21 protein-coding genes are annotated in these 20,934 nt (G+C 40.8%); 15 read left to right on the forward strand and 6 right to left on the reverse strand.

Going from position 1 to position 20,934, the window contains the following annotated elements; translation table 11 throughout:
* The first annotated feature begins 25 nt into the window (after positions 1 to 25).
* The gene (locus EHR06_RS05245) at positions 26 to 325 is read left to right on the forward strand and encodes a hypothetical protein (protein WP_244288499.1); all 300 of its coding nucleotides are present in this window, start codon (positions 26 to 28) and stop codon (positions 323 to 325) included.
* Positions 322 to 720, forward strand: a complete 399-nt coding sequence (locus EHR06_RS05250; protein WP_135756015.1) for a type II toxin-antitoxin system VapC family toxin — start codon at positions 322 to 324, stop codon at positions 718 to 720. Before EHR06_RS05245 ends, EHR06_RS05250 begins: the two co-directional genes overlap by 4 nt.
* A gap of 103 nt (positions 721 to 823) precedes the next feature.
* On the opposite strand, the gene EHR06_RS05255 is transcribed toward EHR06_RS05250, so the two are convergent.
* Positions 824 to 1,669, reverse strand: coding sequence for an endonuclease/exonuclease/phosphatase family protein (locus EHR06_RS05255; RefSeq protein WP_135756106.1), 846 nt, complete (start codon positions 1,667 to 1,669; stop codon positions 824 to 826).
* 316 nt (positions 1,670 to 1,985) lie between these two features.
* Here EHR06_RS05255 and EHR06_RS05260 point away from each other — a divergent pair, with 316 nt between their 5' ends.
* From EHR06_RS05260 to EHR06_RS05310, 11 genes are all read left to right on the forward strand, one after another.
* On the forward strand, positions 1,986 to 2,492 hold the full coding sequence (locus EHR06_RS05260; RefSeq protein ID WP_008594443.1) for a cytochrome c3 family protein: 507 nt from the start codon (positions 1,986 to 1,988) through the stop codon (positions 2,490 to 2,492).
* A 19-nt stretch (positions 2,493 to 2,511) separates the two neighbouring features.
* Positions 2,512 to 5,574 (forward strand): TAT-variant-translocated molybdopterin oxidoreductase, encoded by a 3,063-nt coding sequence (locus EHR06_RS05265; protein WP_135756016.1) that lies wholly within the window; start codon positions 2,512 to 2,514, stop codon positions 5,572 to 5,574.
* Positions 5,575 to 5,600: 26 nt separating this feature from the next.
* Positions 5,601 to 6,968: an NrfD/PsrC family molybdoenzyme membrane anchor subunit gene (gene nrfD, locus EHR06_RS05270; protein ID WP_024863936.1), complete on the forward strand. Its 1,368-nt coding sequence runs from the start codon at positions 5,601 to 5,603 to the stop codon at positions 6,966 to 6,968.
* Positions 6,968 to 7,519, forward strand: coding sequence for a DUF3341 domain-containing protein (locus EHR06_RS05275; RefSeq protein ID WP_008594153.1), 552 nt, complete (start codon positions 6,968 to 6,970; stop codon positions 7,517 to 7,519). The genes nrfD and EHR06_RS05275 overlap by 1 nt, the downstream gene beginning before the upstream one ends.
* 10 nt (positions 7,520 to 7,529) lie before the next feature.
* Complete coding sequence (locus tag EHR06_RS05280; protein ID WP_135756017.1) at positions 7,530 to 8,126, forward strand: c-type cytochrome; 597 nt, start codon at positions 7,530 to 7,532, stop codon at positions 8,124 to 8,126.
* Entirely contained in the window at positions 8,126 to 9,349 is a 1,224-nt protein-coding gene (locus EHR06_RS05285; RefSeq protein ID WP_135756018.1) for a hypothetical protein, read from the forward strand. Before EHR06_RS05280 ends, EHR06_RS05285 begins: the two co-directional genes overlap by 1 nt.
* 11 nt (positions 9,350 to 9,360) lie before the next feature.
* Positions 9,361 to 9,885 carry an Lsa16 family lipoprotein adhesin gene (locus tag EHR06_RS05290; RefSeq protein ID WP_135756019.1) on the forward strand — a complete coding sequence of 175 codons (525 nt, stop codon included), beginning with the start codon at positions 9,361 to 9,363 and terminating at the stop codon, positions 9,883 to 9,885.
* A 154-nt stretch (positions 9,886 to 10,039) separates the two neighbouring features.
* A complete protein-coding gene (locus tag EHR06_RS05295; protein WP_135756020.1) occupies positions 10,040 to 10,858 on the forward strand; it encodes an Lp29 family lipoprotein in 819 nt (272 codons plus the stop codon).
* Positions 10,859 to 10,975: 117 nt separating this feature from the next.
* Complete coding sequence (locus EHR06_RS05300) at positions 10,976 to 11,386, forward strand: hypothetical protein (RefSeq protein ID WP_135756021.1); 411 nt, start codon at positions 10,976 to 10,978, stop codon at positions 11,384 to 11,386.
* Between the two features lie 55 nt (positions 11,387 to 11,441).
* Positions 11,442 to 12,254, forward strand: coding sequence for an Lp29 family lipoprotein (locus EHR06_RS19405; RefSeq protein ID WP_135756022.1), 813 nt, complete (start codon positions 11,442 to 11,444; stop codon positions 12,252 to 12,254).
* Between the two features lie 70 nt (positions 12,255 to 12,324).
* Entirely contained in the window at positions 12,325 to 13,137 is an 813-nt protein-coding gene (locus tag EHR06_RS05310) for an Lp29 family lipoprotein (protein WP_135756023.1), read from the forward strand.
* 41 nt (positions 13,138 to 13,178) lie between these two features.
* Here EHR06_RS05310 and EHR06_RS05315 read toward each other — a convergent pair whose 3' ends face one another.
* On the reverse strand, positions 13,179 to 13,478 hold the full coding sequence (locus tag EHR06_RS05315) for a hypothetical protein (protein WP_135756024.1): 300 nt from the start codon (positions 13,476 to 13,478) through the stop codon (positions 13,179 to 13,181).
* Between the two features lie 287 nt (positions 13,479 to 13,765).
* Between EHR06_RS05315 and EHR06_RS05320 the strand changes: the two genes are divergently transcribed.
* Complete coding sequence (locus EHR06_RS05320; RefSeq protein WP_135756025.1) at positions 13,766 to 14,911, forward strand: DUF1577 domain-containing protein; 1,146 nt, start codon at positions 13,766 to 13,768, stop codon at positions 14,909 to 14,911.
* Between the two features lies 1 nt (position 14,912).
* Here EHR06_RS05320 and EHR06_RS05325 read toward each other — a convergent pair whose 3' ends face one another.
* From EHR06_RS05325 to EHR06_RS05335, 3 genes are read right to left on the reverse strand one after another with little or no spacing between them, the layout of a single operon-like run.
* Entirely contained in the window at positions 14,913 to 17,210 is a 2,298-nt protein-coding gene (locus EHR06_RS05325) for a DNA polymerase domain-containing protein (protein WP_135756026.1), read from the reverse strand.
* Positions 17,207 to 17,467, reverse strand: coding sequence for a DUF8156 family protein (locus tag EHR06_RS05330; RefSeq protein ID WP_135756027.1), 261 nt, complete (start codon positions 17,465 to 17,467; stop codon positions 17,207 to 17,209). The genes EHR06_RS05325 and EHR06_RS05330 overlap by 4 nt, the downstream gene beginning before the upstream one ends.
* Positions 17,460 to 18,107 (reverse strand): hypothetical protein, encoded by a 648-nt coding sequence (locus EHR06_RS05335; RefSeq protein WP_135756028.1) that lies wholly within the window; start codon positions 18,105 to 18,107, stop codon positions 17,460 to 17,462. Before EHR06_RS05335 ends, EHR06_RS05330 begins: the two co-directional genes overlap by 8 nt.
* Before the next feature lie 132 nt (positions 18,108 to 18,239).
* Here EHR06_RS05335 and EHR06_RS05340 point away from each other — a divergent pair, with 132 nt between their 5' ends.
* Positions 18,240 to 18,761, forward strand: coding sequence for a Pycsar system effector family protein (locus EHR06_RS05340; protein ID WP_244288501.1), 522 nt, complete (start codon positions 18,240 to 18,242; stop codon positions 18,759 to 18,761).
* Between the two features lie 164 nt (positions 18,762 to 18,925).
* Here EHR06_RS05340 and EHR06_RS05345 read toward each other — a convergent pair whose 3' ends face one another.
* Positions 18,926 to 20,896, reverse strand: a complete 1,971-nt coding sequence (locus tag EHR06_RS05345; RefSeq protein WP_135756030.1) for a hypothetical protein — start codon at positions 20,894 to 20,896, stop codon at positions 18,926 to 18,928.
* Between the last annotated feature and the right edge of the window lie 38 nt (positions 20,897 to 20,934).

Consider the following 20,934-nt stretch of genomic DNA (forward strand, 5'->3'; position numbering starts at 1 on the left):
ATCGAGTTCGCGTTAGCTGCCAAAAATGGAGGTAACACGAACTTGGAACCAATATTCCGGTAGTGCAGGGCAAATTGAGATCATTCTGATTGACGAATTAGAAAAATGTAAACATCCTTGGGTCATGAAAACGACAGAAACAGGACTCAAATATCAATTTCCTTTGGTAGGTTTTGAACAAGAAAAGCCTAAAACAAAAAACCAAATTCCGGCTAATAAAGTTGGAAAACCCAAAAAGAGAAAACTGGGAATCTTAAAAGGAAAAGCCTCCTTTAAGATCTCTGATGATTTCAAAATGACAGAGGAGGAATTTCTGAATCTGTGAATTATCTATTAGATACACATGCGATCTTATGGGTATTATTTCAGCCGGAGAATTTATCCTATAAAGTAGAATCAGAAATTCTAAACCACAGGAATCGGATCTTTATTAGTAGTATTTCTTTGTGGGAAATTTCCCTGAAATTTTCTTTAAGAAAGATAGACTTGCAGGGGATAACACCCGAGCAATTGCCTAGGAAGATTAGAGAAGCCGGGTTCGAATTTATAGGAGATTCTCCTGAAATATTTGCGAATTATTTTAAGCTGCCGACTGGAAAACATGCCGATCCGTTTGATCGATTTTTAGTCTGGCAGGCAGTAAGTTTCAATTTTGTGTTCATTACGAAAGATAGATATTTAAAGGAATATAATCCTCTGGGTTTAAGATTGTTTTGGTAAAATAAAAATGCAACGACATTGGCACCTCTATCTTATCTAACGTCCTGTGTATATCTCCGGTGCAGGATGTTGGATATTTTTTTACATTTTGTATTACTGTCCATTATCTCTCTAATAACAGATCTGCACTTACGGGACAATGATCCGAAAGGCCTTTTTCTGCGCTTGGATTCCCATCGAAATTGCCGTCATCTGATTCAAACTTGGTTTGGACAAAACTTCCTTGTTGCCAATCCATATTCGTGATCAGATAATCTATAAATCCGTCATTATGCTGCCAACAATCCGATTTTTGTTTATAGTTCGCCACTTTAAGTTTTAGATTTCTTTGCAGGATTTTCAAAAGATCTACTCTTCTTTCCAGGACCTCGTTAAAATCTCCTAATAGGACGAATTTGCCTAGGGAGGGTAGTATATCCTTTAGTGCAAGTATCTGCTCCTTTCTTTCCTTCTTATCTTTAGGAGAATGGCCTGCTTTTAAATGAACGACTAGCACGGAGACCTTCTTACCATCAATGTTAAACTCTGCAAGTAGTCCTTTTCTGAGTCCCGGGCGAATGGACAGTTGTTCCAGTTCGCTGATAATAGGTTTACCCAGTTCCTTCTTCCAACAAAGCCCTAACTCTTGTGAATAACCCGGAGTGACGGTGGCTGTGCATTCATATTCGTTTATTATAATATGATGAAGTGCTGTTTCATTTTCTATTTCTTGGAATCCGATTATATCCGGATGGTTGGATAAAATGATCTTTTTGATCTTAGTAAAATCTTCTTCCGTTCTATGCTTTCTATCTTTAGGGAATTTGTGTGAATCTCCTATCTCATCATATAAAAAGTAGGAATTGAAGCTTGTGACTTTGAGTTTTTTTATAGGACCTTTCGCGATAGTGGAGATTGTTATTAGGAAAACGAAGGGAATTCCCAGAAATCGGATCAGTGCGCGGTGCATCATTCTTTCCAAATTAGATTTTTGAATTCATATTTTAGTTATATGAGAAAGTAAAAGCCAGAAATTTTCTTATCACCAAGAACGATCGTTCTAATCATATCTATCATAAACTTAGTTTTGTATTCGAGATCTTTTATCTTCTAAAATAGACCTTAATTAAGTATAAATAGTATCCATTTAATTGATACTAAGTCTCAGATAAAAATGCAAGAAATCGCCAAACCAATCGCGTTTTTACGCGTTTACTTGCAATTTTAACCGAAGCCAAAATCCTTGTTCCCAAACCTTATTTTGGAACCCACGGGACTTCTCACGAATGAATAAGAAAGCTTTGAAACTTTCGGTTCCGCTTATTGCTATTGCAGCAGTGGCTTACCTGATTTTTTCTCCCTCCAAATATGTAGGCTACTCTCCGGATCAGCCTATACCTTTTAACCACAAGATTCACGCAGGTGATAATAAGATAGACTGTCGTTATTGTCACACTGGTGTAGAAACAAGCGCGCATGCAACGGTTCCCAATACTTCAACTTGTATGAACTGTCACTCGCTTGTTGCAAAGAACAGCCCAGATATAAAATTTTTGAGCGAAAGTTACTCGAACAAGAAACCGATCGAGTGGGTGAAAATCCACGACCTTCCGGATCATGTTCAGTTCAATCACTCTCGCCATATCTCAAGAGGCGTGGATTGTTCGCAATGCCACGGCAATGTAGCTGAAATGGTCAAGGTCAAGCAGGTAGCATCCCTGAATATGGGATACTGTATCAACTGCCACCGGGAGAACAACGCTCCTACCGACTGTTCCACCTGTCACAGATAATCAGGAGATAGCATAACAGATGGATAAAAAGAATTTCCAGAAAGAAAAGAAAGCTCACTGGCTCTCCCTCGAACTGAAAGATAACGAAAAAGAAACGAAGGATCTAGCGCGCTCTGAATTTTTCACTTCTCCGGATCCAGTCATCGCAAGGATTAAGTCAGGGGAGTTCGATCGTAAGACCTTCCTTAAATTGATGGGTGCGGGAGTCGCAATGACTTCCTTAAATTGTGTACGCAAGCCTGTCGAAAAAATCGTTCCTTATGTGGATCTGAAAACTGACGAAGGTACTTTCGATTTCGTAAAACACGGACAATCATATTACTATGCTACCGCATTCAACGGAACAGGTTACTTAGTAAGATCTAAAGACGGACGTCCTCTAAAATTAGAAGGAAACGAAGATCACCCTGTATCTCAAGGTGCTCTCGGCGCTTCCGGACAAGCTGCTATTTTTGATCTATATGATCCGGACAGAGCACAAGGTCCTGCGGCAATTTCCGGCGGAAAAGTGGAGAATATCCAATGGGCCGCTTTGGATTCTAAAGTTCAGGAAGCTCTTTCTAAGAACAAGGGTAACACTGTAATCGTAACAAGACCTCTTGATTCTCCTTCCACCAAAGCGATTATCGCTGACTTCTTAAAAGCAGTAGGTGGAGGACAACATTTAGAGATCTCTATCACTTCTCCTGAAGATGCGATCTCTAAAGCTCAGGCTGCTTCTTACGGAAAGGCACTCGTTCCTAACTATAATTTCGAATTGGCGAACACTATCCTGTCCATCGATTGCGATTTTATGGGTGGATGGTTGTCTCCTGAAGAACACCAAAAGGATTTTGCGAAACGCAGAAACCTAAGAGATGGAGCAAAAGATCTTAACTACTTCATCGCTGCCGAATCCATTCCTACTATGTCCGGATCTAACGCGGATCTTAGACTTCCGATTCGCCCTGGCGACCAGTCCAAACTGGCTCTTGCAATCGCTGCAGGTTTAGGAGAATTAGGAGCGAACGCCAAAGATGTTACCGGAGCTTCTACCGTAGAAAGTCTGGCTAACGATCTTGGAGTTAGCGCAGAAGGTATCCGCAAAACGGCAAAATCTCTTTGGTCAAACAAAGGCAGATCTCTTGTGGTTGCGGGCGGTCTGGCTGCTTCTACCAAAGAAGCTGTGGATCTTCAGATCCTTGTGAACTTCTTAAACTCTACCTTAGACAATGACGGTAAGACTGTTGATTACGCTTCTCCTAAAAAAGAAGGTTTAGCGGATTATTCAGGTAACTTAAACAAACTTACTGAAGCATTAAAACAAACTAAAGTAGGAGTTCTATTCCTCTATGACACTAACTTGGTTTACCAAGCCGGTGATTCTTGGAAGGACCTTCTTCATAGAGCTGCTTTAACTGTAAGTCTTACGGATAGAGCGGATGAGACCGCACTTGCTTCCAACTATCTGGCTTCCACTACTCATTTCTTAGAGTCTTGGGGAGATTCAGAAGGAACTAAGGGAATATTCTCTATCCAACAACCTGCGATCCGTCCTCTATTCAACACTCGTTCTTTCGAGGACAGCTTGATCGCTTTCGCAGGCGGATCTCTCGCCAACGAAAAATCATTTTACGAATACGTAAAGAACTCTTGGACCAAAAAGCTCGGTTCCAAACTAAAATGGGAAGATCTTCTCAGAGTTGGAACTACTGTAAGAGCTAAGGACCGCAGAAAAACTGCAAGTGCTACTCGAGGCTTCAATAAAGCTGCCCTGAAAAAGCCTGCAGGTTATCCGGCTGGGATTCGTTTGGCTCTTTATGAGACAAGCTCCATCGGAGACGGTAGAGCGGCGAATAACTCTCTATTACAAGAGCTTCCGGATCCTGTTACCAAGGTTACTTGGGACAATTATGTAATCCTTTCACCAGGACTTGCAAAAGAAAAAGGGATCCAATCCAATGATGTGGTTTCCGTAAAAACTACCAAAGGTTCTATCGAACTTCCTGCTCAGGTCCAACCTGGAATGCATAAGGATACGATCGGGATCGCGGTTGGTTACGGTAGAACTGCAGCCGGTAAAGTAGGTAACGAAGTAGGTAAGAACGCATACGTTCTGGCAGAAGATGGAGTATTCTCCGGAATTTCTGTGACTTCTCTCGAGAAGACTGGTAAAACCTATAAGCTTGCTTGCACCCAGCACCACCACGTTTTATCTCCAGGTTTCGGATACGAAGATCGTCCTCTGGTTCAATCTACTTCTTTGGAAGAATGGAAAAAGAATCCTTCTTCCGGAGTGAAAGAATCCGAAATTCCTAAAATCAAAAAAGACGGTAAGATGGTCTACGCAGTCGGAGCAAATCCGGTGCATGAATACCCTGGTTATAAATGGGGTATGGCTATCGATTTGACCGCTTGCACCGGTTGCGGTTCTTGCGTCATCGCTTGCCAAGTAGAGAACAATATTCCGGTAGTAGGAAGAGACGAAGTTAGAGTGGGTCGCGAGATGCATTGGCTTCGTATCGACCGTTACTATATCGGTGATCCTGAAAAACCGGAAGATCTACAGATCGCTCACCAGCCTATGCTTTGCCAACAGTGTGATAACGCTCCATGTGAGACTGTTTGTCCGGTTATGGCAACTGTTCATAGTTCTGAAGGGATCAACGACATGGTTTATAACCGTTGCGTTGGAACTCGTTACTGCTCTAACAACTGTCCTTACAAAGTTCGTCGTTATAACTGGGCTCAACACTGGTATAACGATACCGGAGCCGAAAAAGGATCCAGAACTCCTAGATATCTCGGACTCAATCCGGATGTTACGGTTCGTGGAAGAGGGGTTATGGAAAAATGTAACTTCTGTTCTTCTCGTATCGCGGAGAAAAAGATCCAGGCTAAAAACGAAGGTCGTACTTTGAAAGACGGAGAACTGAAGACCGCCTGCCAACAAAGTTGCGCGGCTGATGCCATCAGTTTCGGAAACACGAACGATAAAACTTCTACGGTATCCAAACTCAGTGCGGATCCTAGATCTTTCAGAGTTCTAGAGTATTTAAATGTCGGTCCCGCGGTCGCTTATTTGACCAGGGTAAGAGCTTAATCCGGAGTAATTAAAGCGCTATGTCTATACCTAACGCAATCAAAGAAGCCCTGGATATCCAACCCTTAGTCACCGGCGGCAAGTCCGTCCGTGACGTTACCGAGGATATCCTCAAGCCGGTCGAAGCTTTCCCCACTTCTCTGTGGTGGAAGGCTTTCATTCTGGCTCTTACCATTACCGTAATCGATTTAGGTATCATCGGATACTTGGTATACGAAGGTCTTTATATCCTTGGGATCAACAATCCTGTTGGTTGGGGATTTTTCATCGTAAACTTCGTATTCTGGATCGGTATCGGTCACGCTGGAACTCTGATCTCCGCGGTTCTTTATCTGTTCCGCCAAGAGTGGAGAACCGGTATTAACCGTGCTGCAGAAGCGATGACCATCTTCGCGGTATTAACTGCTGCATCCACTTTGATCATCCACATCGGACGTCCTTGGATGGGATTCTGGTTATTTCCTTATCCGAACGAAAGAGGACCTCTTTGGGTGAACTTCAGATCTCCTCTGATCTGGGATACTTTCGCGGTTTCCACTTACTTGAGTATCTCTCTTGTTTTCTGGTATATCGGTTTGATCCCTGATATCGCAGCTGTGAGAGACAGGGCGACTACACCTCTTCGTAGAAAAGTTTACGATATTCTTTCCTTTGGATGGGTTGGATCCAACAAAGCATGGTCTCACTTAGAGACTGTTGCGATGATCCTCGCTGCATTGTCTACACCTCTGGTTCTTTCGGTGCATACGATCGTATCCTTCGACTTCGCGGTTTCCATCGTTCCTGGATGGCACACTACGATCTTCCCTCCTTACTTCGTTGCCGGTGCGATCTTCTCCGGATTTGCGATGGTGGTTACTCTGATGGTAATCGCAAGGGAAGTCTTCCAACTGAAAGATTATATCACCATGAAACACTTGGAAAACATGAACAAAGTGATCATGGTTACAGGTTTGATCGTTGGTCTTGCTTACTCCACTGAGTTCTTCATGGCTTGGTATTCAGGAAACGAATACGAAGGATTTACCTTCGTAAACAGAGCATTCGGTCCTTACGGATGGGCATACTTCATCATGTTCAGCTGTAACGTGTTTGCTCCTCAGGTATTCTGGTCTAAAAAACTTAGAAACAGCATCCCTGTGATGTTCATCGTTTCCATCATCGTAAACATAGGTATGTGGTTCGAACGTTTCGTGATCGTAATGACATTACACGCGGACTTCTTACCTTCCAGCTGGGATAAATACATTCCAACGGTTTACGATTTCATGATGTTACTCGGAACCTTCGGTATCTTCTTCACTATGTTCCTTCTCTTCTGTAGATTACTTCCTGTAATCGCGATTGCGGAAGTGAAAACAGTAATGCCTCATAAAGATGGAGGTCATCATTAATGTATACTCCTAAGAAAGAACAGTTTCATACTTTCGAAGAAACAGAGCATGGAGTTTTCGGATTATTCGATACTCCTGCTCAGATCATAGACGCGGCTCAAAAAACAAAGGAGAAGGGTTACACCAACTTCGATTGTTTTACTCCGTATCCTGTTCACGGATTGGATGATGCAATGGGCCTTCCTCGTTCCGGACTTCCTTGGGTAACCTTCTTCATGGGAATTTTTGGATGCACTGTCGGCTTTGGTATGCAGTATTTAACTCATAAATACGATTGGCCGATCAATATCTCCGGAAAAAGTTTCAACGCTTGGTTTGCGTATATTCCGATCACATTCGAGTTTACAGTGTTCATGGCTGGACTTTCCACAGCTGCAGCTTTGTTCTTCCTGGCTAAACTTCCAAGAACCGGTCGTAAGGTTTTACATCCGGACATCACTACCGACAAATTTGCACTTTGGATCCCTTCCAACTCTGCGAATTATTCAGAAGGTTCAGTGACCGACTTTATCAAAGGCCTCGGCTCTAAACATGTCGAGACGGTGAAATAGGAGAATTTTGATGATTTCACTGCAAAGAATTTTTGCTCTTTCTCTCGCAGGTTTGATACTTTGGAACTGCGAGTCTAAGACTCCTCCTATGGAGTATATGCCGGATATGGCTGACTCTCCAGCAAGAGAAGCACAGGAAGCGGACTCTAATTTTCCGAATAATACTTCCTTACGCCTTCCTCCAGTAGGAGCAGTTCCTCAGGGATATTTCCCTTACGAGTATGCCGGTTGGACTCAAAGCTTGGATGCTCTCCCAAACAAGGGACTTGCGAATCCTATTAAAGGAGATCTGGCTACTCTTCAAAAAGGGGAGATCAAATACCAAACGTATTGTAGTCCTTGTCACGGCGTTAGAGGACAAGGAAACGGTACCGTAGTAGGTCCTGCTCCACGTTTGAATATGGCTCAATCTGACGGAAGCCCGATGGCTGCATTAACATCTGCAACCGCTAGAGCTTATTCCGACGGACAGATCTATCATATCATCACCGAAGGAAAAGGAGCTATGAAAAGTTACGCTTCTCAAGTTCCTTCCGATGATCGTTGGAAAATCATATTATATGTTCGTAAATTACAAGAATACGACAACAGAACGGCTGGTAAATAATGGAAGTTAAAGTAGAACAAAACTTAATCAACTTTAAGTTGGATTCCAAAACCAGAAACGCTCTGGTCGGAATGATCCTCGTAGGTTTGGCGAGCATTGGTCTTGCGGCTTTCGGTCTTGGACATCCTGAACTTCGTCATGAAGGCGGCCATTCCAACCCGGCTTGGTCCGCATACTTAGTCGGTGTATTCTTCATTTTGGGAATTACACTTGCAGGGATCTTCTTCACCTCTTTGGCACATATCACCGGTGCTCATTGGCCGGTAACTCTACGTAGAATTTCCGAAGCGTATGGATTGTTCGTTCCGGTTGCAGCGGTACTTCTTCTTGTTCTGATCTTGGGAGCTCATGATCTATACGAGTGGACTCACGCTGAAGCGGTAGAAGCTGATAAACTTCTTAAACACAAAAAACCGCTCTTAAACATCGGATTTTTCTCCGTGATGGTGGTTGTTTTAGGAGCAGCTTGGTCCGCATTCGGATATCTTTTCTATAAGAGATCCGTTTCCCAAGACAGCGACAAAGACGTGGCACATACGCAGTTCAATGCGAAGTTAGCCGGAGGATATATCATATTCTTCGCACTTTCCTTCTCCTTAGTTTCCATCATGTTGGTAATGTCTCTTACTCCTCACTGGTTCTCCACCATGTTCGGAGTTTACTGCTTCGCGGGAGCTTATCAGGCAGGACTTTCTTCTTTCGTGATCATGGCGTATTATCTGAAGAAGAGAGGATTTTTAGGAAACCTGGTGAATGAGAACCATATCCATGACTTAGGAAAATTCATACTCGGTTTCACGGTATTCTGGGCTTATGTTGGTTTCTCTCAGTTCATGTTGATCTGGTATGCTTCCATTCCGGAAGAAACTTTCTTCTATGAGCAAAGGTTAACCGGCGGATGGGAATATCTGACTTTAGCATTGCCTGCAATCAAGTTTGCAGTGCCTTTCATGCTCTTGTTAAACCGCCCGAATAAAAGAGACATCGATTTCCTAATGAAAGTTTCTCTTTGGGTCATCTTCACTCAAGCTACTGAAATTTTCTGGCTGGTTTACCCTGCTAATTTCGTGGACTTCTCCTTTGGAGGATACCTGGTATCTCTGGGATCCGTAGTAGGAGTGATCGGATTATTCGGTCTGGTAGTTCTGAAAAGATTGGAAAAAGCTCCTTTGATCCCTGTGGGAGATCCGAGATTGGAAGAAGCTTTACACCATCACCAATAAGGAAAAGGATCATGAAAAAATTAGCATTAAATATTACGATCCTCGGAATTGCAGCTCTCGCATTGGGAGCATGCTCCAACACTGCTCAAATCGTGGGGAATATCAACTGCCCTACATTAGAAAAAGATAAGTTGGATCCTAAAGTTGGAATTCTTTCCGATGACCAATCAAATCCTGTTCCTGTGGAATTCCTTCCTGTCGGAACTGTAGTAAAGGTTTATGATTACAGAAACCATTACTATATCGCGAAAAAATTGGTACGTATCAAAACCGAGAAAAACGAAGGTTGGGTAGATCCAGTTTGTTTGGTAGTCGCTCAGAATCCTGACGATTCCGTTTTCAAATGGGGATATCGTTCCGATTATAAACCTTTCTTGGACAGAGAAGATAGAGATAGATATAATCATAAAAACGATCCTAATGCAGGACCTGATTCAAAAGGAAGATCTGCAGACGGATTCGAGTATGATATTTATAAGAACCTTCCAAAAGACAAGGTTCCTCTTGCCGATCTGGCACCTGAGCTGAAAAAGTAAAAGAAGAACGTTCTTTTATCCGTTTCAAAATTCACAAAACCCCCTCCGGACAAAGGTTCGTTGGGGGATTTTTTTTATATTGGTCTTCTGCCATAATATTTTTTCCTTTTATACATTTCATAATTATCATTTATGGATCGTTCGAGGTTTGTAGATGATCAAATATAAGAAAAAATTGATATTGGTGATTACCCTATTTGGGATATTGGGATGCAACGCTCATTATTTCGTAAAATATCCCGATGAGAGCATAACTGTTCCGGTAGCTTTAAAGAAAAACGTTAAAATCGCTTATGTAGGTTTTGTTCCGTTTCGTTCTTTCGTTTCGGGAGTTTCCGGAAGGACAACCACGTATACGGCGGTTCTAGATAAGAGTAAACGTCTCTCCTTATCTGAAACGATCGCTAAACCAGCTCATGCTTTAAAAAGTAACGGGATACGTAATGACGTTCCTAAAGAGAAAGTGCAAAAATTCATTTCCGATTACCTTACTATAGTCAAAAAATCGGGTACTGAGGAATTAATTCATATAGTCGAACCGGTGAAGGACGGCAAAAAGACCGAAGACGGTAAAGATTCTTACACTGCTTATCTTAGAAATTTAGACGTAGATTATATAGTTGTAGGCGCTTTAAGTCCCGCATTTGAGGACATGAACTTTGCCTTAGCTTTTCCTCATTTGTTTAGCACTCTCTTCTCTATGGTGACCTTGGGTATATTCCCTTCATTTCAATGGGGGAATGCCGCTATAGATGTCAAGGTATATGATAAGAATTTAAATCAGGTTTGGCAAAAGGAATACGATGCATCCTATACAGTATTACGCGCTTTATGGATATCTTCTTATCCTAAAGAATGTTCGGAAAGGTTAAGTTGTATGGTGAAACAAAGAGAAGCTGTTCCTGGGTTCGTATATAGGGATCTGCTCCCACAAGTGGAATCCGACGTTTCCAATTTTGTAACTTCAAATTAATAAAATAATCTGATTTCCGGCTCCAAAAGCTTATTTATAAGAATGGGGCCGGAAATAAAAAACAAAAATAAAAAGACGGGATCAAGCCGATTTTATAAACATACGATTTGAATAAAAATGAATCAGATCCGCAAATTCGCCAGAATCCTATTACTTCTATTTTTTTCCTGTTCTATCATTTTTCATACGATCATTATCTCAGGTACAGTACCTTTTTCCATAGTATGGGGAGGAAGGCTGGAAACTTGGGAACAGATGATCGCATTTGAATCAATTTCCATTCTTCTAAATTCAATATTTCTAATAGTGATCGCACTCGACGCCAAATATATCAAACTCCGAATTCCCGGACGGATCGTTCGGATCGCGATTTGGATCATGGCCGCGGTCTTTTCTTTGAACACTCTTGGAAATATATTTTCTTTGAATTCCACCGAAACTGTAGTATTCACTCCTGTTACTTTAGTGATCGCCCTATGCTGTTTGGCTTTAGTATTGATCCCGGCTAAAGGGGGCCGGTTGGACTAACGAATTCTAAATTATCCTTGCCGAATTGACTCAATAATTTAACGTTATTCTCCCTATGAAGAATTTTCTTAGAAATTTATTTTCTCTTTTTTTAATCTCCGTTGTTCTTTTGTCGATCAATTGTAGTACACGAGTTTATCCGACGCTAGGCGAACCTTATGTTCGTAAGACCCTTGCTGAAAATCAAAAAAAACCAAAAATCGCTTATATCGGGTTTGCGGGTTTTAAAGAAGAGTTAACCGCTTCATACGGAAGGAGACGGACTTATACGGCTAGTTTAGACTATTCGAGTAGGATTTTAACCGATCCTTTATATGGAGATTTCGGTTCTGATGAGCTTGCAAAAGTGAGTCAATTCCGACGAGATATTCCTTCGCTAAAAGTTCGTAATTTCGTTTTTAGCTTTCTGGATTCTGTTCGCCAATCCGGTTTGGAGGACATGAAGAAGTATGTTCATATAGTGCCGCGCGGAAAAGAATATGATTATTTCCTAAGAGACCATGGATTTGATTATTACGTAATCGGGATTCATCTGCCTGCTTTTCCGGAAAGTGCGGAAGATGAAAATTTCCTCCATGCTCTTTCTTTTCCTTTTTCTTTCTTCACGCTAGGAATACTCCCGTTTGTTGGAAAAGGAAAGGCATATACTACGGTGATCATTTTTGATAAAAACCTAAATGAGCTTAAACGTTTTGATTATAATAATAGATTCACTGAAATATCTGCCCTTTGGATGCCTGCATCCAAATCTTGTGAAGTTTTGCGATGCCTTAACGGGAATAATGCGAGATCTATCAGGAATGAGCATATTTATTCGGGGCAAATTCCTGCTATTGAGAAGGACATCGAGTCGGTTATTTTCAAATAAATCCAAAATTTGGTTTTACCCGATAAATTTTTTACTGGTATCTAAGCTGGGAATTGGTTAGAGTTTCTGAATGCGTTTGCTCTTTCTCAGCGTCTTCTTTTTATTTTTATCCAATGCCTGCGCTTCCAGATATTCTCTTACCCAGACCGGTGATGTAGGAATTCCTACAAAACAACCTGCTAAAAAATTTAGGATCGCTTATCTAGGCTTTAATACTTTTAAATCCACTAAGGTAAAAAATCCAGATGGAACAGTGGACTTCGAAGCACTGTCAGATCCGTATTCCCGTACGATTAAAGAGCCTATCGGGGGGAGTTTTCCTATCCCTGGGGAAAATAAGCCGAACGGGATTAGAAAAGATTTGGCTCCGGAGAAAGTTGCTATATTCGTAAAATCTTTCTTAGAGGTGACTGGGCCTACGGGGATCAGAGAATTGGAAAAGTTTTTAGAGATCTCAAAAACAGGGGAGAATTATACTTACTACTTTAAAAATCTTCCTTATGATTATTATATCGTGGGGTTACATTACCCTGTTTTTGAAAAGACCAGAAATATTGGCCTGAACTTTGTAACAATTTTCTCTAGTTTATTCAGCGTTGTTACTCTGGGGATCCTGCCCTCTTACGAGGCGTATGCCGCAAATACTAAAGTTCTAATATATGATAAAAACCTAAATTTACTCAAAGAGCTTGAATACGATAATAATTACTCGGTTTGGAGGGCATTATGGATCTCTCCGAATCCTAAGGAATGCGGGATTGGAAGTTTAAGCTGTCTCGGAATGTTTAGCCCTACATTGGGAACGAATCCGCCTATGGTATTCGAAGCAAGTTCTCCTAAGATCGGTTCCGACTTAAGCGATTATATAAATACATTGAAATAAGAAAAGACACCCGGGGTGGTTTGGTTCCCCGGGATTAGAAGCTATTTAGCGAGAAGGGATGCGAGGATACTTTTCTTATCGATAGGAGAATCGAAAATAGAAGCAGAACAAACTTTGTAATTAGCGGCAGAAGGGCAACTTGCCGTTCCTCCTATCTTACATCCCGACTTCTCACATTTTTTACGGTTTTCGGAAGTATCAGAACCGGAATAGCTACAATAATCTCTACAATTTGAATTGGAACCTGAACCACAGATATAACATCCATCCGCATAAAGACCAAGTTTAGAATGAGCGGAAAAGATCAGGATGAGAAGCTGTGCAAGAATCAGTTTTTTCATATATTTCCCAAACTCGAAAATGGATTAATAATTTATTTCCAAAATTGAAGATAGTCAACCAATTAATTTTTCGAGGATTTTACCCTGCTTTTCACGTTCACCCGTTTGAGGGATACGTTAGTCGAGGTGAGTATTCCCTAACGGATAAAGTTCGGTAAAAAATTTTTTCCAAAAGAAAGCGATTTTGCCTGAAAAAAATCGAAAACGAAAGACATTCCAAGAATAAATCGTGAGTCGGTTAATTCGGAAAGGATCAATTCGCTTATTAAAAGAAGCCTAGTCGGATTATGCAATATTTTGAAAAGAATTCCAGAGCTTTAGATTATATCGTTTCCAAAGATCAGAAAAAGCATGTCATTCTGAAATATCTGCTGGACCAGGAACTTTCCCTCAAGATCTATCCTTTCGATCAAAAAGCCGTCATCAAAAAGTATTTGGAAGAGGATGAAAAGGTCCTGATCCGCATGCCTGAGAACTGGGAAGAAACAGGAGAGAAAAAGGTCTCCTTGTTCAAGATCCTAGCCAAGTATATAGAAATTGACTGTCAATTCCTTCAAAAAGCGGAGAAAGACCTTTACCTATTAAAGGTAGAAAGACTTGCAATTGCAAAATTGAATCGGGAAAGTCCTAGGGTCCAAGTCTCAAACGGCAAAGCTGTCGTTACGAATTTAATCACACCTAAAACGGTGATCGAAGCGAATATGTTCAATATTCCGACTCTGATAAAAGTGAATTTAGAAGATTATAAAAACCGCCTGAAAAAGAACAGTGCTGATAATATTGTGATCGATACATTTAAACCGGGACTGGATAGAAAGTTTGAGATCGTAAAACGTTCTCGTAAGTCTTTGCTCTTAGAAGATACACAAAACGTCGATTCTTATTCCGAGTCAGGGCCGGATCGTTTGGATTATTCCAAAGATATAGACGACGATATAGGAACGATCATCCGGAAATTTAAGGATCAAAAAATCGTTTCAGAACTCATTCGTCCTATCATTTACAAAAACCATTCCGATCAACCGATCCCGATAGGTTATATCTGGATACAAAGTAAGGATAGAAAACTCACTTCGGATTATTTGGCGGAATTAGGCAGGCTTTCGGATGAGGTTGTAGGCCGGATCAAGGAATCGAATACTATCAAGACCACTGAAAAATTTACGATCTTAGATGCTTCTGCCAAAGGACTTAAGGTAAAAATCCATGATCCGAACCTGATAGATACCTTACCTAAACAAGAGAGTTTTATCTTAGATGTTCTGTTCAAAATGCAGGCTCCTTTGACTGTTTCCGCGGCGATCCGTTGGTGGGGAAAAGACGAGGATGGAAATTTGACATTAGGTTTGGAGTTTAAGAGTAAATCGGATCATCCTGGAGAAAGAGACAGATATATTAAAAATTTGGAATTGATACAAAAGGGTTCACTTTAATCTAAAAGTCGAATCTACCCTGAGGATCTATTAGAGAGTCGAAATCCTTGAAAGATGCGAATTCCGCCCAAACTTCCCTAAAAACCCCGACTAATATTTTTCTGTAATATTCTTTATCGAAACCTGTTCTTTTGATCTTATTCGGATAGAGTTGCAGCTCTTCTTCCGGCATGTATCTTCTATCCTTGGTTTTTGATTTTTGGTTCAATACTAAATATTTAATTTTTTCCCCAGCCTGGACATCCATACCGAAATCTTTCAGTTTCATCATGGAGAGCGCAGTGGCTCCCATTACTTCGTATTCTTCCAGCTCTCTGGAGCTGGATTTGAGAAGTAGAAGATTTTCAGGAGGGATACAATCCTGTCGGATCATAGAATCATATTTATGATAGATGGATAAAATTTCGGATTCGGATTTTTTTAGATCTTGTATAGTGACCTTGGTCTTCATCCATTCCAACATTTCTCTTTGCGCGCTTGTGATAAAAGCGGGGAGGTCCTTTCTTCTGGCTCCTATTCCTCTACACTTCAATTTTCCGGATTGGAATCTTCCCATATATCTATTTGCAACGGGCATTTCTGGATCTTGGCTGGAAGGAGGAAAAAGTAACCAGGTATAGACTCCATCCACTTCCATTCTAATTTTGGTGCGCCTATATATTTCCGAACATAAGGAATCCAAATCGGATGTGCTTAATGGAGAAGAATCATAGTGTTTGATAAATATACTATCGGTGATCGCATGAACGAACTCATAACCGAATTCTTCCGCGGTTTCTTTGGCGAGTAGAAGTTTTTGTCTTCCGAACGCGTTTACACTTTCGTGGCTTTCTAATCTTCCGAATTTTGCGTTTCTATAACCTAAGTATCCGAAAGAAGTAACTAACATCCATTTTAAGCTGGCTTGTTTCGCTTCATAATCTTCTAACTGCCTTCCTGAAGTGACTTTGGATTGTTGTTTATAATAAGTCCTTCTGTCTATTATATGTTTTAAGGCTTCTGAAACGACTCCTTTACGTTTATCGCATATTCGATATCCTATATCCGGGGCTTTCGGAACTGTTTTATCGTTTACGCAGCATAGGCAGTTCACACATTCCGGAGAAATATTATGCATCGCCATGATGCTGGGATACATCTGCGCAAAATCCAATTGTGCAACATTCTCTGCCGTTTTCCCATGAGTAATATCCGGTTGGAAAACTAATCCTCCTTTGTCTGCCTCCAGTAATTGGAGTGCTGTTTTAGGAGCTTCTACCGCACTTTTTTGCCAAGGAACCAAGTAACCTCTTCTTAAGGCCACATCGGTCTCTATATAAGTAAGCGCTTTTCCCGTGGATGCTCTCGCCATTTTTTGCATAGGAAGCCTGGAAAGTCTTGCGAGTTCTATTACTCCCATTAGATCCGCTTCCTTATATACGAAGCTGTTTTTGGAATCTATATGCCATCTTCCGAATAAAGGATAAGAAGGTGCACGAAATACAATATTTCCATATGTAAAATAACTAGTTCCCTTGGTGCTGATATTCCTTCGGATCGGAGTTGTTCTATCCCTGTCTAATGCAGGTAGAAATCCCTGTCTTTGTGATTGGTAGAATATGTAGGGTAGAATAACCTGATCTCCGTATCTGGTCAGAAGAATGTCCGGATCTTCTTCCCTTAAAAGTGCATCTAGTTTTTCTAATAGTCTTCTGGGATTTGACCCGGATAGTTCATGGTAATCGGTTTCAGTTCGAACTATCAAAGGGTTGTTTTCTAGATTGATCCTATGGCTTTTTTTTAGCTCCAAATGTAAGGTCTTGAATTTGGGGACCTCATAATCCATTTCCGAAGGAGAATCTTCTGTCCTTACGTTTACGATCCTTTTTGCTCCGGGATCCTCCGTGTAATCTATTTCCATTTTACATAATGGAAATAGACCTTTCTGGAACATATAACTAGTAGGAAGATCCAGATCCGAATGATAGATCTCGAATTTTCCATACAAGGCATATAATTTGCGGCTGATCTTAGGCAGGATAGAGGGTTTGGTGATGACTATCCTTAGGACCGGAACAGTCTTATTCTCGTAGAATAGATTTCTATTTTCGTAAATAGGAACATCCTGAATGGCATCCAATTCAAAAAGACGTTTTACTAATTTTTTAAGTAGATCGGCTTCTCCTCTGGCATAAATGATCGGATTAAATTTATCCAAAAAGAGTTGGGATTCACCTGCTTCGTTTTTCAACCATAGATATACCATGTCCTCCGCATGATAAACGTCGAACAAATATCCTCTGGCAGTTTGGAGTTTCATTCTTGGCTGCGAAAAGTTTCCGATTCTTTTTTTAATCTGAGGATTTCTTTTTTTAGATCTATCATCATAGTAAGAAGCATGATATCGATCGGATAAGGAGAAGAAGCCATCACTCCTGCTTGTACTTGTAGTTTTGCAGTTCTGATCAATTCGTCGAAAATTTCCTGGTCCGGCTTACGAAGACCTCTTCTGTATTGTCCGAGACTTGACTCAATATACTGCATTTGCCTGGAATATGGAATAACTGTCCTACCCATAAATAAACTCCTGTTTGGAATTCGGATCCGTTCCGATCTCGTACGTAGATTTCGCTTTTCTGATCTTTAGATAGGAATGACCTTCCACTACGTTTAATTCCCAAAGATCTTCGGAGAGCTCTACTAATTTGGGAAAAATTTTTTGAAAGGTTGGATGAGTGTATTTTGTGGATTCTACAAGTACGATCGGAATACGTTTAGCGCGCATACGCTCCAATAATATTACCAATTTTTCCAAAAGAAAAAGACCCTCGTCGTCCTGAACATCTCCATCAAAGAACTGCTTGCAAGGAGCTAAAATGAAATAGATAGTATTCTCTTTTGTGGAAGAGTAAATCTCACGGACGGAATCCAAGATCTGATAAGGAGTGAATGCTCTTTGGACCAGGATTTTTTCTAAAAGAGCTTCGGGAGATACTCTTCTCTTTCTTGTCTCTTCCGTAATCGTGAATACATCGAAACGAATGGCGCAGTCCAAATTAAAAACTTGGAATCCGGAAACTGCAAATGCGTATTCCCAGAGAAGTGCCAATTTATAGATTCCCTGTCTTCCTGTTAAGAGCCCAACATTGTCTCTACTCCATCCTAGGACAGGACGAAACAACTGGTCTTGGAAACCCTCCAGGGGACCTAAATACATATATACTATATAAATGATATGTTAAAAAATGTAAAGTGATTTGATATGTGGGAATTCCAAAAAGAGGGTTTTAGGCTCTGGGCTACTACAATTATGTCTTGTCGAAAAAAATTTTCCAAAATCCTTGGAGCTATGGAATCAGATCATTTCAAAACGGTCCGCGCCCGTTCTGCGGTAGATTACCTTTTTAGGACCGTTCACCAACATCATTCTCAGCTTAGCCAAATGGCAGATCAGAAGGCAAACATTCTGATAGCAGCATCATTCGTAATACTTTCACTTTCCTTGGGATATGTCCAAAGACCTACCTATAGAACAGGCTTGTTGACACTGATGGTATTCATAGTAATTGCAGCGAGCTTAGCCATACTTGCAGTGATGCCTACCTTCAAACAAAAGAAGAACGGTAAATCGAATCCCTTGTTTTTCGGACATTTTGCTCCTATGAGTGAAAAGGAATTTATGAATAAGATGGAAGAGATCGCCTCGGAAGATTCTTCCTTATACGAAGCCTTGACTAGAGATCTATATCAGTTGGGAAAATCCCTCTACTTTACAAAATACAGATATTTAAGATGGAGTTATCGCTGTCTTTTAGTCGGCGTTACTTCTTCTATGGTCTTAATATTCCTGGAAATTAAAGGAATTCTTTAATAGGATCAATTCCTATGGAAGGATTTAAGATCTCCCTTCGAGATGGGAACTATGGAGATCTAAAAACTTTAGAAGATGCAGGTTCTGATCGGATAACTGCAGGATTTATCTTTTAGCGGGGGAAGATTGGAGAAACGTATGGAAGTTAGGTTTTTAACAACCCGCTACTTAATCTGGATCGGAACGAATCGATTTAAGATTTCCCTTACCACCCTGTTCAGTCTAGGTTTTCCTTCCGCTTCCATTAGGATCCAATAGGCATAATCGAGACTAAACATATCCTTGATATTCTTTCCGACCTTTAGCCATTGTTGTTCTATTCTTTTTTTGGCTTCTACGGTTAAGTTCGGATTCTTTTGGAAGTTTTCCAAATAGGAATAATACTCTGAAGTAAGAGAAGCCGGGATAGGGTCATTCCATTTTCTGCCCCTTACGGTTCTTTCCGTCTCCCAACGGAATTCCCCCAGTGTTTTGGTGACTACTAATGTTGCATTTTCAGTCATGACGACCGGGAATAATAATCTGCTGTAATCCTGGCTGCCGACACTTGTTTCTTGCCAAAGAACTCCTCTATTTCCGCTATAAGGTAGAAGGATACAATCAGCGAAAAATTCTTTTCGATATTGATCTGTTTGGCTTGGATCTGCATGAGAAATTACGCTCACTTCTCTATGGAAGATGCTTGTATCTATCTTTAAAACTCTTTCCGCATTCGATAGGACCTTACCCGGGAAAGTCAGATTGGATTCCGTTGCTCCGTAGAATTGGTCTTCGGATAGGATCGGATAAGCGAAATTCGGATTTAAGGAGACTCCTAAAAGTCCCATATAAAGAATATTCTCCAGTTCCCAGTCCAGAATATGCAAAAGATATTCTTTATTCATAATATTCTTCGCTTCCGATTCTTGGTTCCATCGCAGATTCGATTTTTGGATCTGATCGTAGGTTTGTCCCAGATGATTTTGGGAAGGATTCTTTTTACCGGAGAGTATAAGATTTAACCAATCAGGAAGAAGGTGAACTGAAAGTTTTACTTCCTGGTATTGGTGATCGTTGACTGAAGATTTTAATGTAGTGATCGCAAGTTCCAGATCCTGTAATCGTTTTGCGGAGATTAAACCTTCGTCCAGGAAGAAAAAATGTATAAATAGTAGTACCGGTTTGGGAATATTCGCCGCTTGAGAACGGAATTTTATAAAACAAACTTTGTATAGTCGTATTAATATTTTATAATCTTCTTGTCTATGTCTCCTGCGTATCAAGCCTGGGTGCTCTTTGTATGCAGTCACAAGCCTTGTGATCTCTTCGCAGACACCCGGATTTAACCCCGAATATTCTAAAATTTGGGCAAGGCTGTTTATATACTCGTCCGGTACAGCACCCGGATGTGCCGGCCCTGCAGGACTTGTTTTAGGAGCTTCAATCCATTCTTCATTTTTTTTCTCATCAATTTCCGGGGCCGTTTTGATCTGTAAGGTAAGATTTGTTCCTTCTTGAGAGATCAATATCGCTTCCGATTTGAGCCATTGTTTGTTCTCATCCGGCACTAAGATCTGCATTCTTTCGTATCTAGTAAGGGAGAATGTAGCTCCTATTTTTTTAGTATAGATCCTGGCTCGTATCGCTCTGTTTAAGGAACTTTCATCCAGTTCTTGGATACCTAATAAGGCGGGAAATCTTTCCTCTGAGTCCGTTTCTAAGATCGCAGTGATAAAGTTTTTGGCTGTGGATTTGTGATCTTCTATCAAATGATCTAAAGTATGCACGATCAATATATCTTTCCATGCCGGAAGATTACTTTGCTCTGCGAGAAACTGTAAAAATTCAGGAAGAAAATATTTTCGATACCAAGAGGGGTCTTCTGCTAATCGTTTTAGATCCGAGTTATCAACCTGGTCCAAGAACGTATGAAAAAGATTCGTGTCCCTGGAATTGAAATGGTGAAGTTGTAGTTTGGAAACGATCTTAGCTCTATGTTCTAATGCGAGATTGTTCTGTCGGCGTAGATAACGTTGTAATAGAAAGATTACGGTGAATAGAAGGACTAAAAAGATCGCTCCGCTGATAACTGGAGTCCAAGAGAACTCCGGCCAAATCAGGATAGGGTTTCCGGGATCCTGACCTAATATGAGCATGCAAAAATATTAAATAGGATTATAAAGTAGTCAAGATG

Origin of the sequence: Leptospira dzoumogneensis (assembly GCF_004770895.1) — a bacterium.
Classification (GTDB): Bacteria; Spirochaetota; Leptospiria; order Leptospirales; family Leptospiraceae; genus Leptospira_B; species Leptospira_B dzoumogneensis.

What these genes read in the sequence shown, in the direction of transcription:
- EHR06_RS05325 (WP_135756026.1), bottom strand. Translation starts at nt 17,210, where the DNA reads ATGAAACTCCAAACTGCCAGAGGATATTTGTTCGACGTTTATCATGCG.
- EHR06_RS05320 (WP_135756025.1), top strand. Translation starts at nt 13,766, where the DNA reads ATGCAATATTTTGAAAAGAATTCCAGAGCTTTAGATTATATCGTTTCC.
- EHR06_RS05290 (WP_135756019.1), top strand. Translation starts at nt 9,361, where the DNA reads ATGAAAAAATTAGCATTAAATATTACGATCCTCGGAATTGCAGCTCTC.
- EHR06_RS05265 (WP_135756016.1), top strand. Translation starts at nt 2,512, where the DNA reads ATGGATAAAAAGAATTTCCAGAAAGAAAAGAAAGCTCACTGGCTCTCC.
- EHR06_RS05260 (WP_008594443.1), top strand. Translation starts at nt 1,986, where the DNA reads ATGAATAAGAAAGCTTTGAAACTTTCGGTTCCGCTTATTGCTATTGCA.
- EHR06_RS05295 (WP_135756020.1), top strand. Translation starts at nt 10,040, where the DNA reads ATGATCAAATATAAGAAAAAATTGATATTGGTGATTACCCTATTTGGG.
- EHR06_RS05335 (WP_135756028.1), bottom strand. Translation starts at nt 18,107, where the DNA reads ATGTATTTAGGTCCCCTGGAGGGTTTCCAAGACCAGTTGTTTCGTCCT.
- EHR06_RS05255 (WP_135756106.1), bottom strand. Translation starts at nt 1,669, where the DNA reads ATGCACCGCGCACTGATCCGATTTCTGGGAATTCCCTTCGTTTTCCTA.
- EHR06_RS05310 (WP_135756023.1), top strand. Translation starts at nt 12,325, where the DNA reads ATGCGTTTGCTCTTTCTCAGCGTCTTCTTTTTATTTTTATCCAATGCC.
- EHR06_RS05275 (WP_008594153.1), top strand. Translation starts at nt 6,968, where the DNA reads ATGTATACTCCTAAGAAAGAACAGTTTCATACTTTCGAAGAAACAGAG.
- EHR06_RS05300 (WP_135756021.1), top strand. Translation starts at nt 10,976, where the DNA reads ATGAATCAGATCCGCAAATTCGCCAGAATCCTATTACTTCTATTTTTT.
- EHR06_RS05280 (WP_135756017.1), top strand. Translation starts at nt 7,530, where the DNA reads ATGATTTCACTGCAAAGAATTTTTGCTCTTTCTCTCGCAGGTTTGATA.
- EHR06_RS05340 (WP_244288501.1), top strand. Translation starts at nt 18,240, where the DNA reads ATGGAATCAGATCATTTCAAAACGGTCCGCGCCCGTTCTGCGGTAGAT.
- EHR06_RS05330 (WP_135756027.1), bottom strand. Translation starts at nt 17,467, where the DNA reads ATGGGTAGGACAGTTATTCCATATTCCAGGCAAATGCAGTATATTGAG.
- EHR06_RS05285 (WP_135756018.1), top strand. Translation starts at nt 8,126, where the DNA reads ATGGAAGTTAAAGTAGAACAAAACTTAATCAACTTTAAGTTGGATTCC.
- EHR06_RS05245 (WP_244288499.1), top strand. Translation starts at nt 26, where the DNA reads ATGGAGGTAACACGAACTTGGAACCAATATTCCGGTAGTGCAGGGCAA.
- EHR06_RS19405 (WP_135756022.1), top strand. Translation starts at nt 11,442, where the DNA reads ATGAAGAATTTTCTTAGAAATTTATTTTCTCTTTTTTTAATCTCCGTT.
- EHR06_RS05315 (WP_135756024.1), bottom strand. Translation starts at nt 13,478, where the DNA reads ATGAAAAAACTGATTCTTGCACAGCTTCTCATCCTGATCTTTTCCGCT.
- EHR06_RS05345 (WP_135756030.1), bottom strand. Translation starts at nt 20,896, where the DNA reads ATGCTCATATTAGGTCAGGATCCCGGAAACCCTATCCTGATTTGGCCG.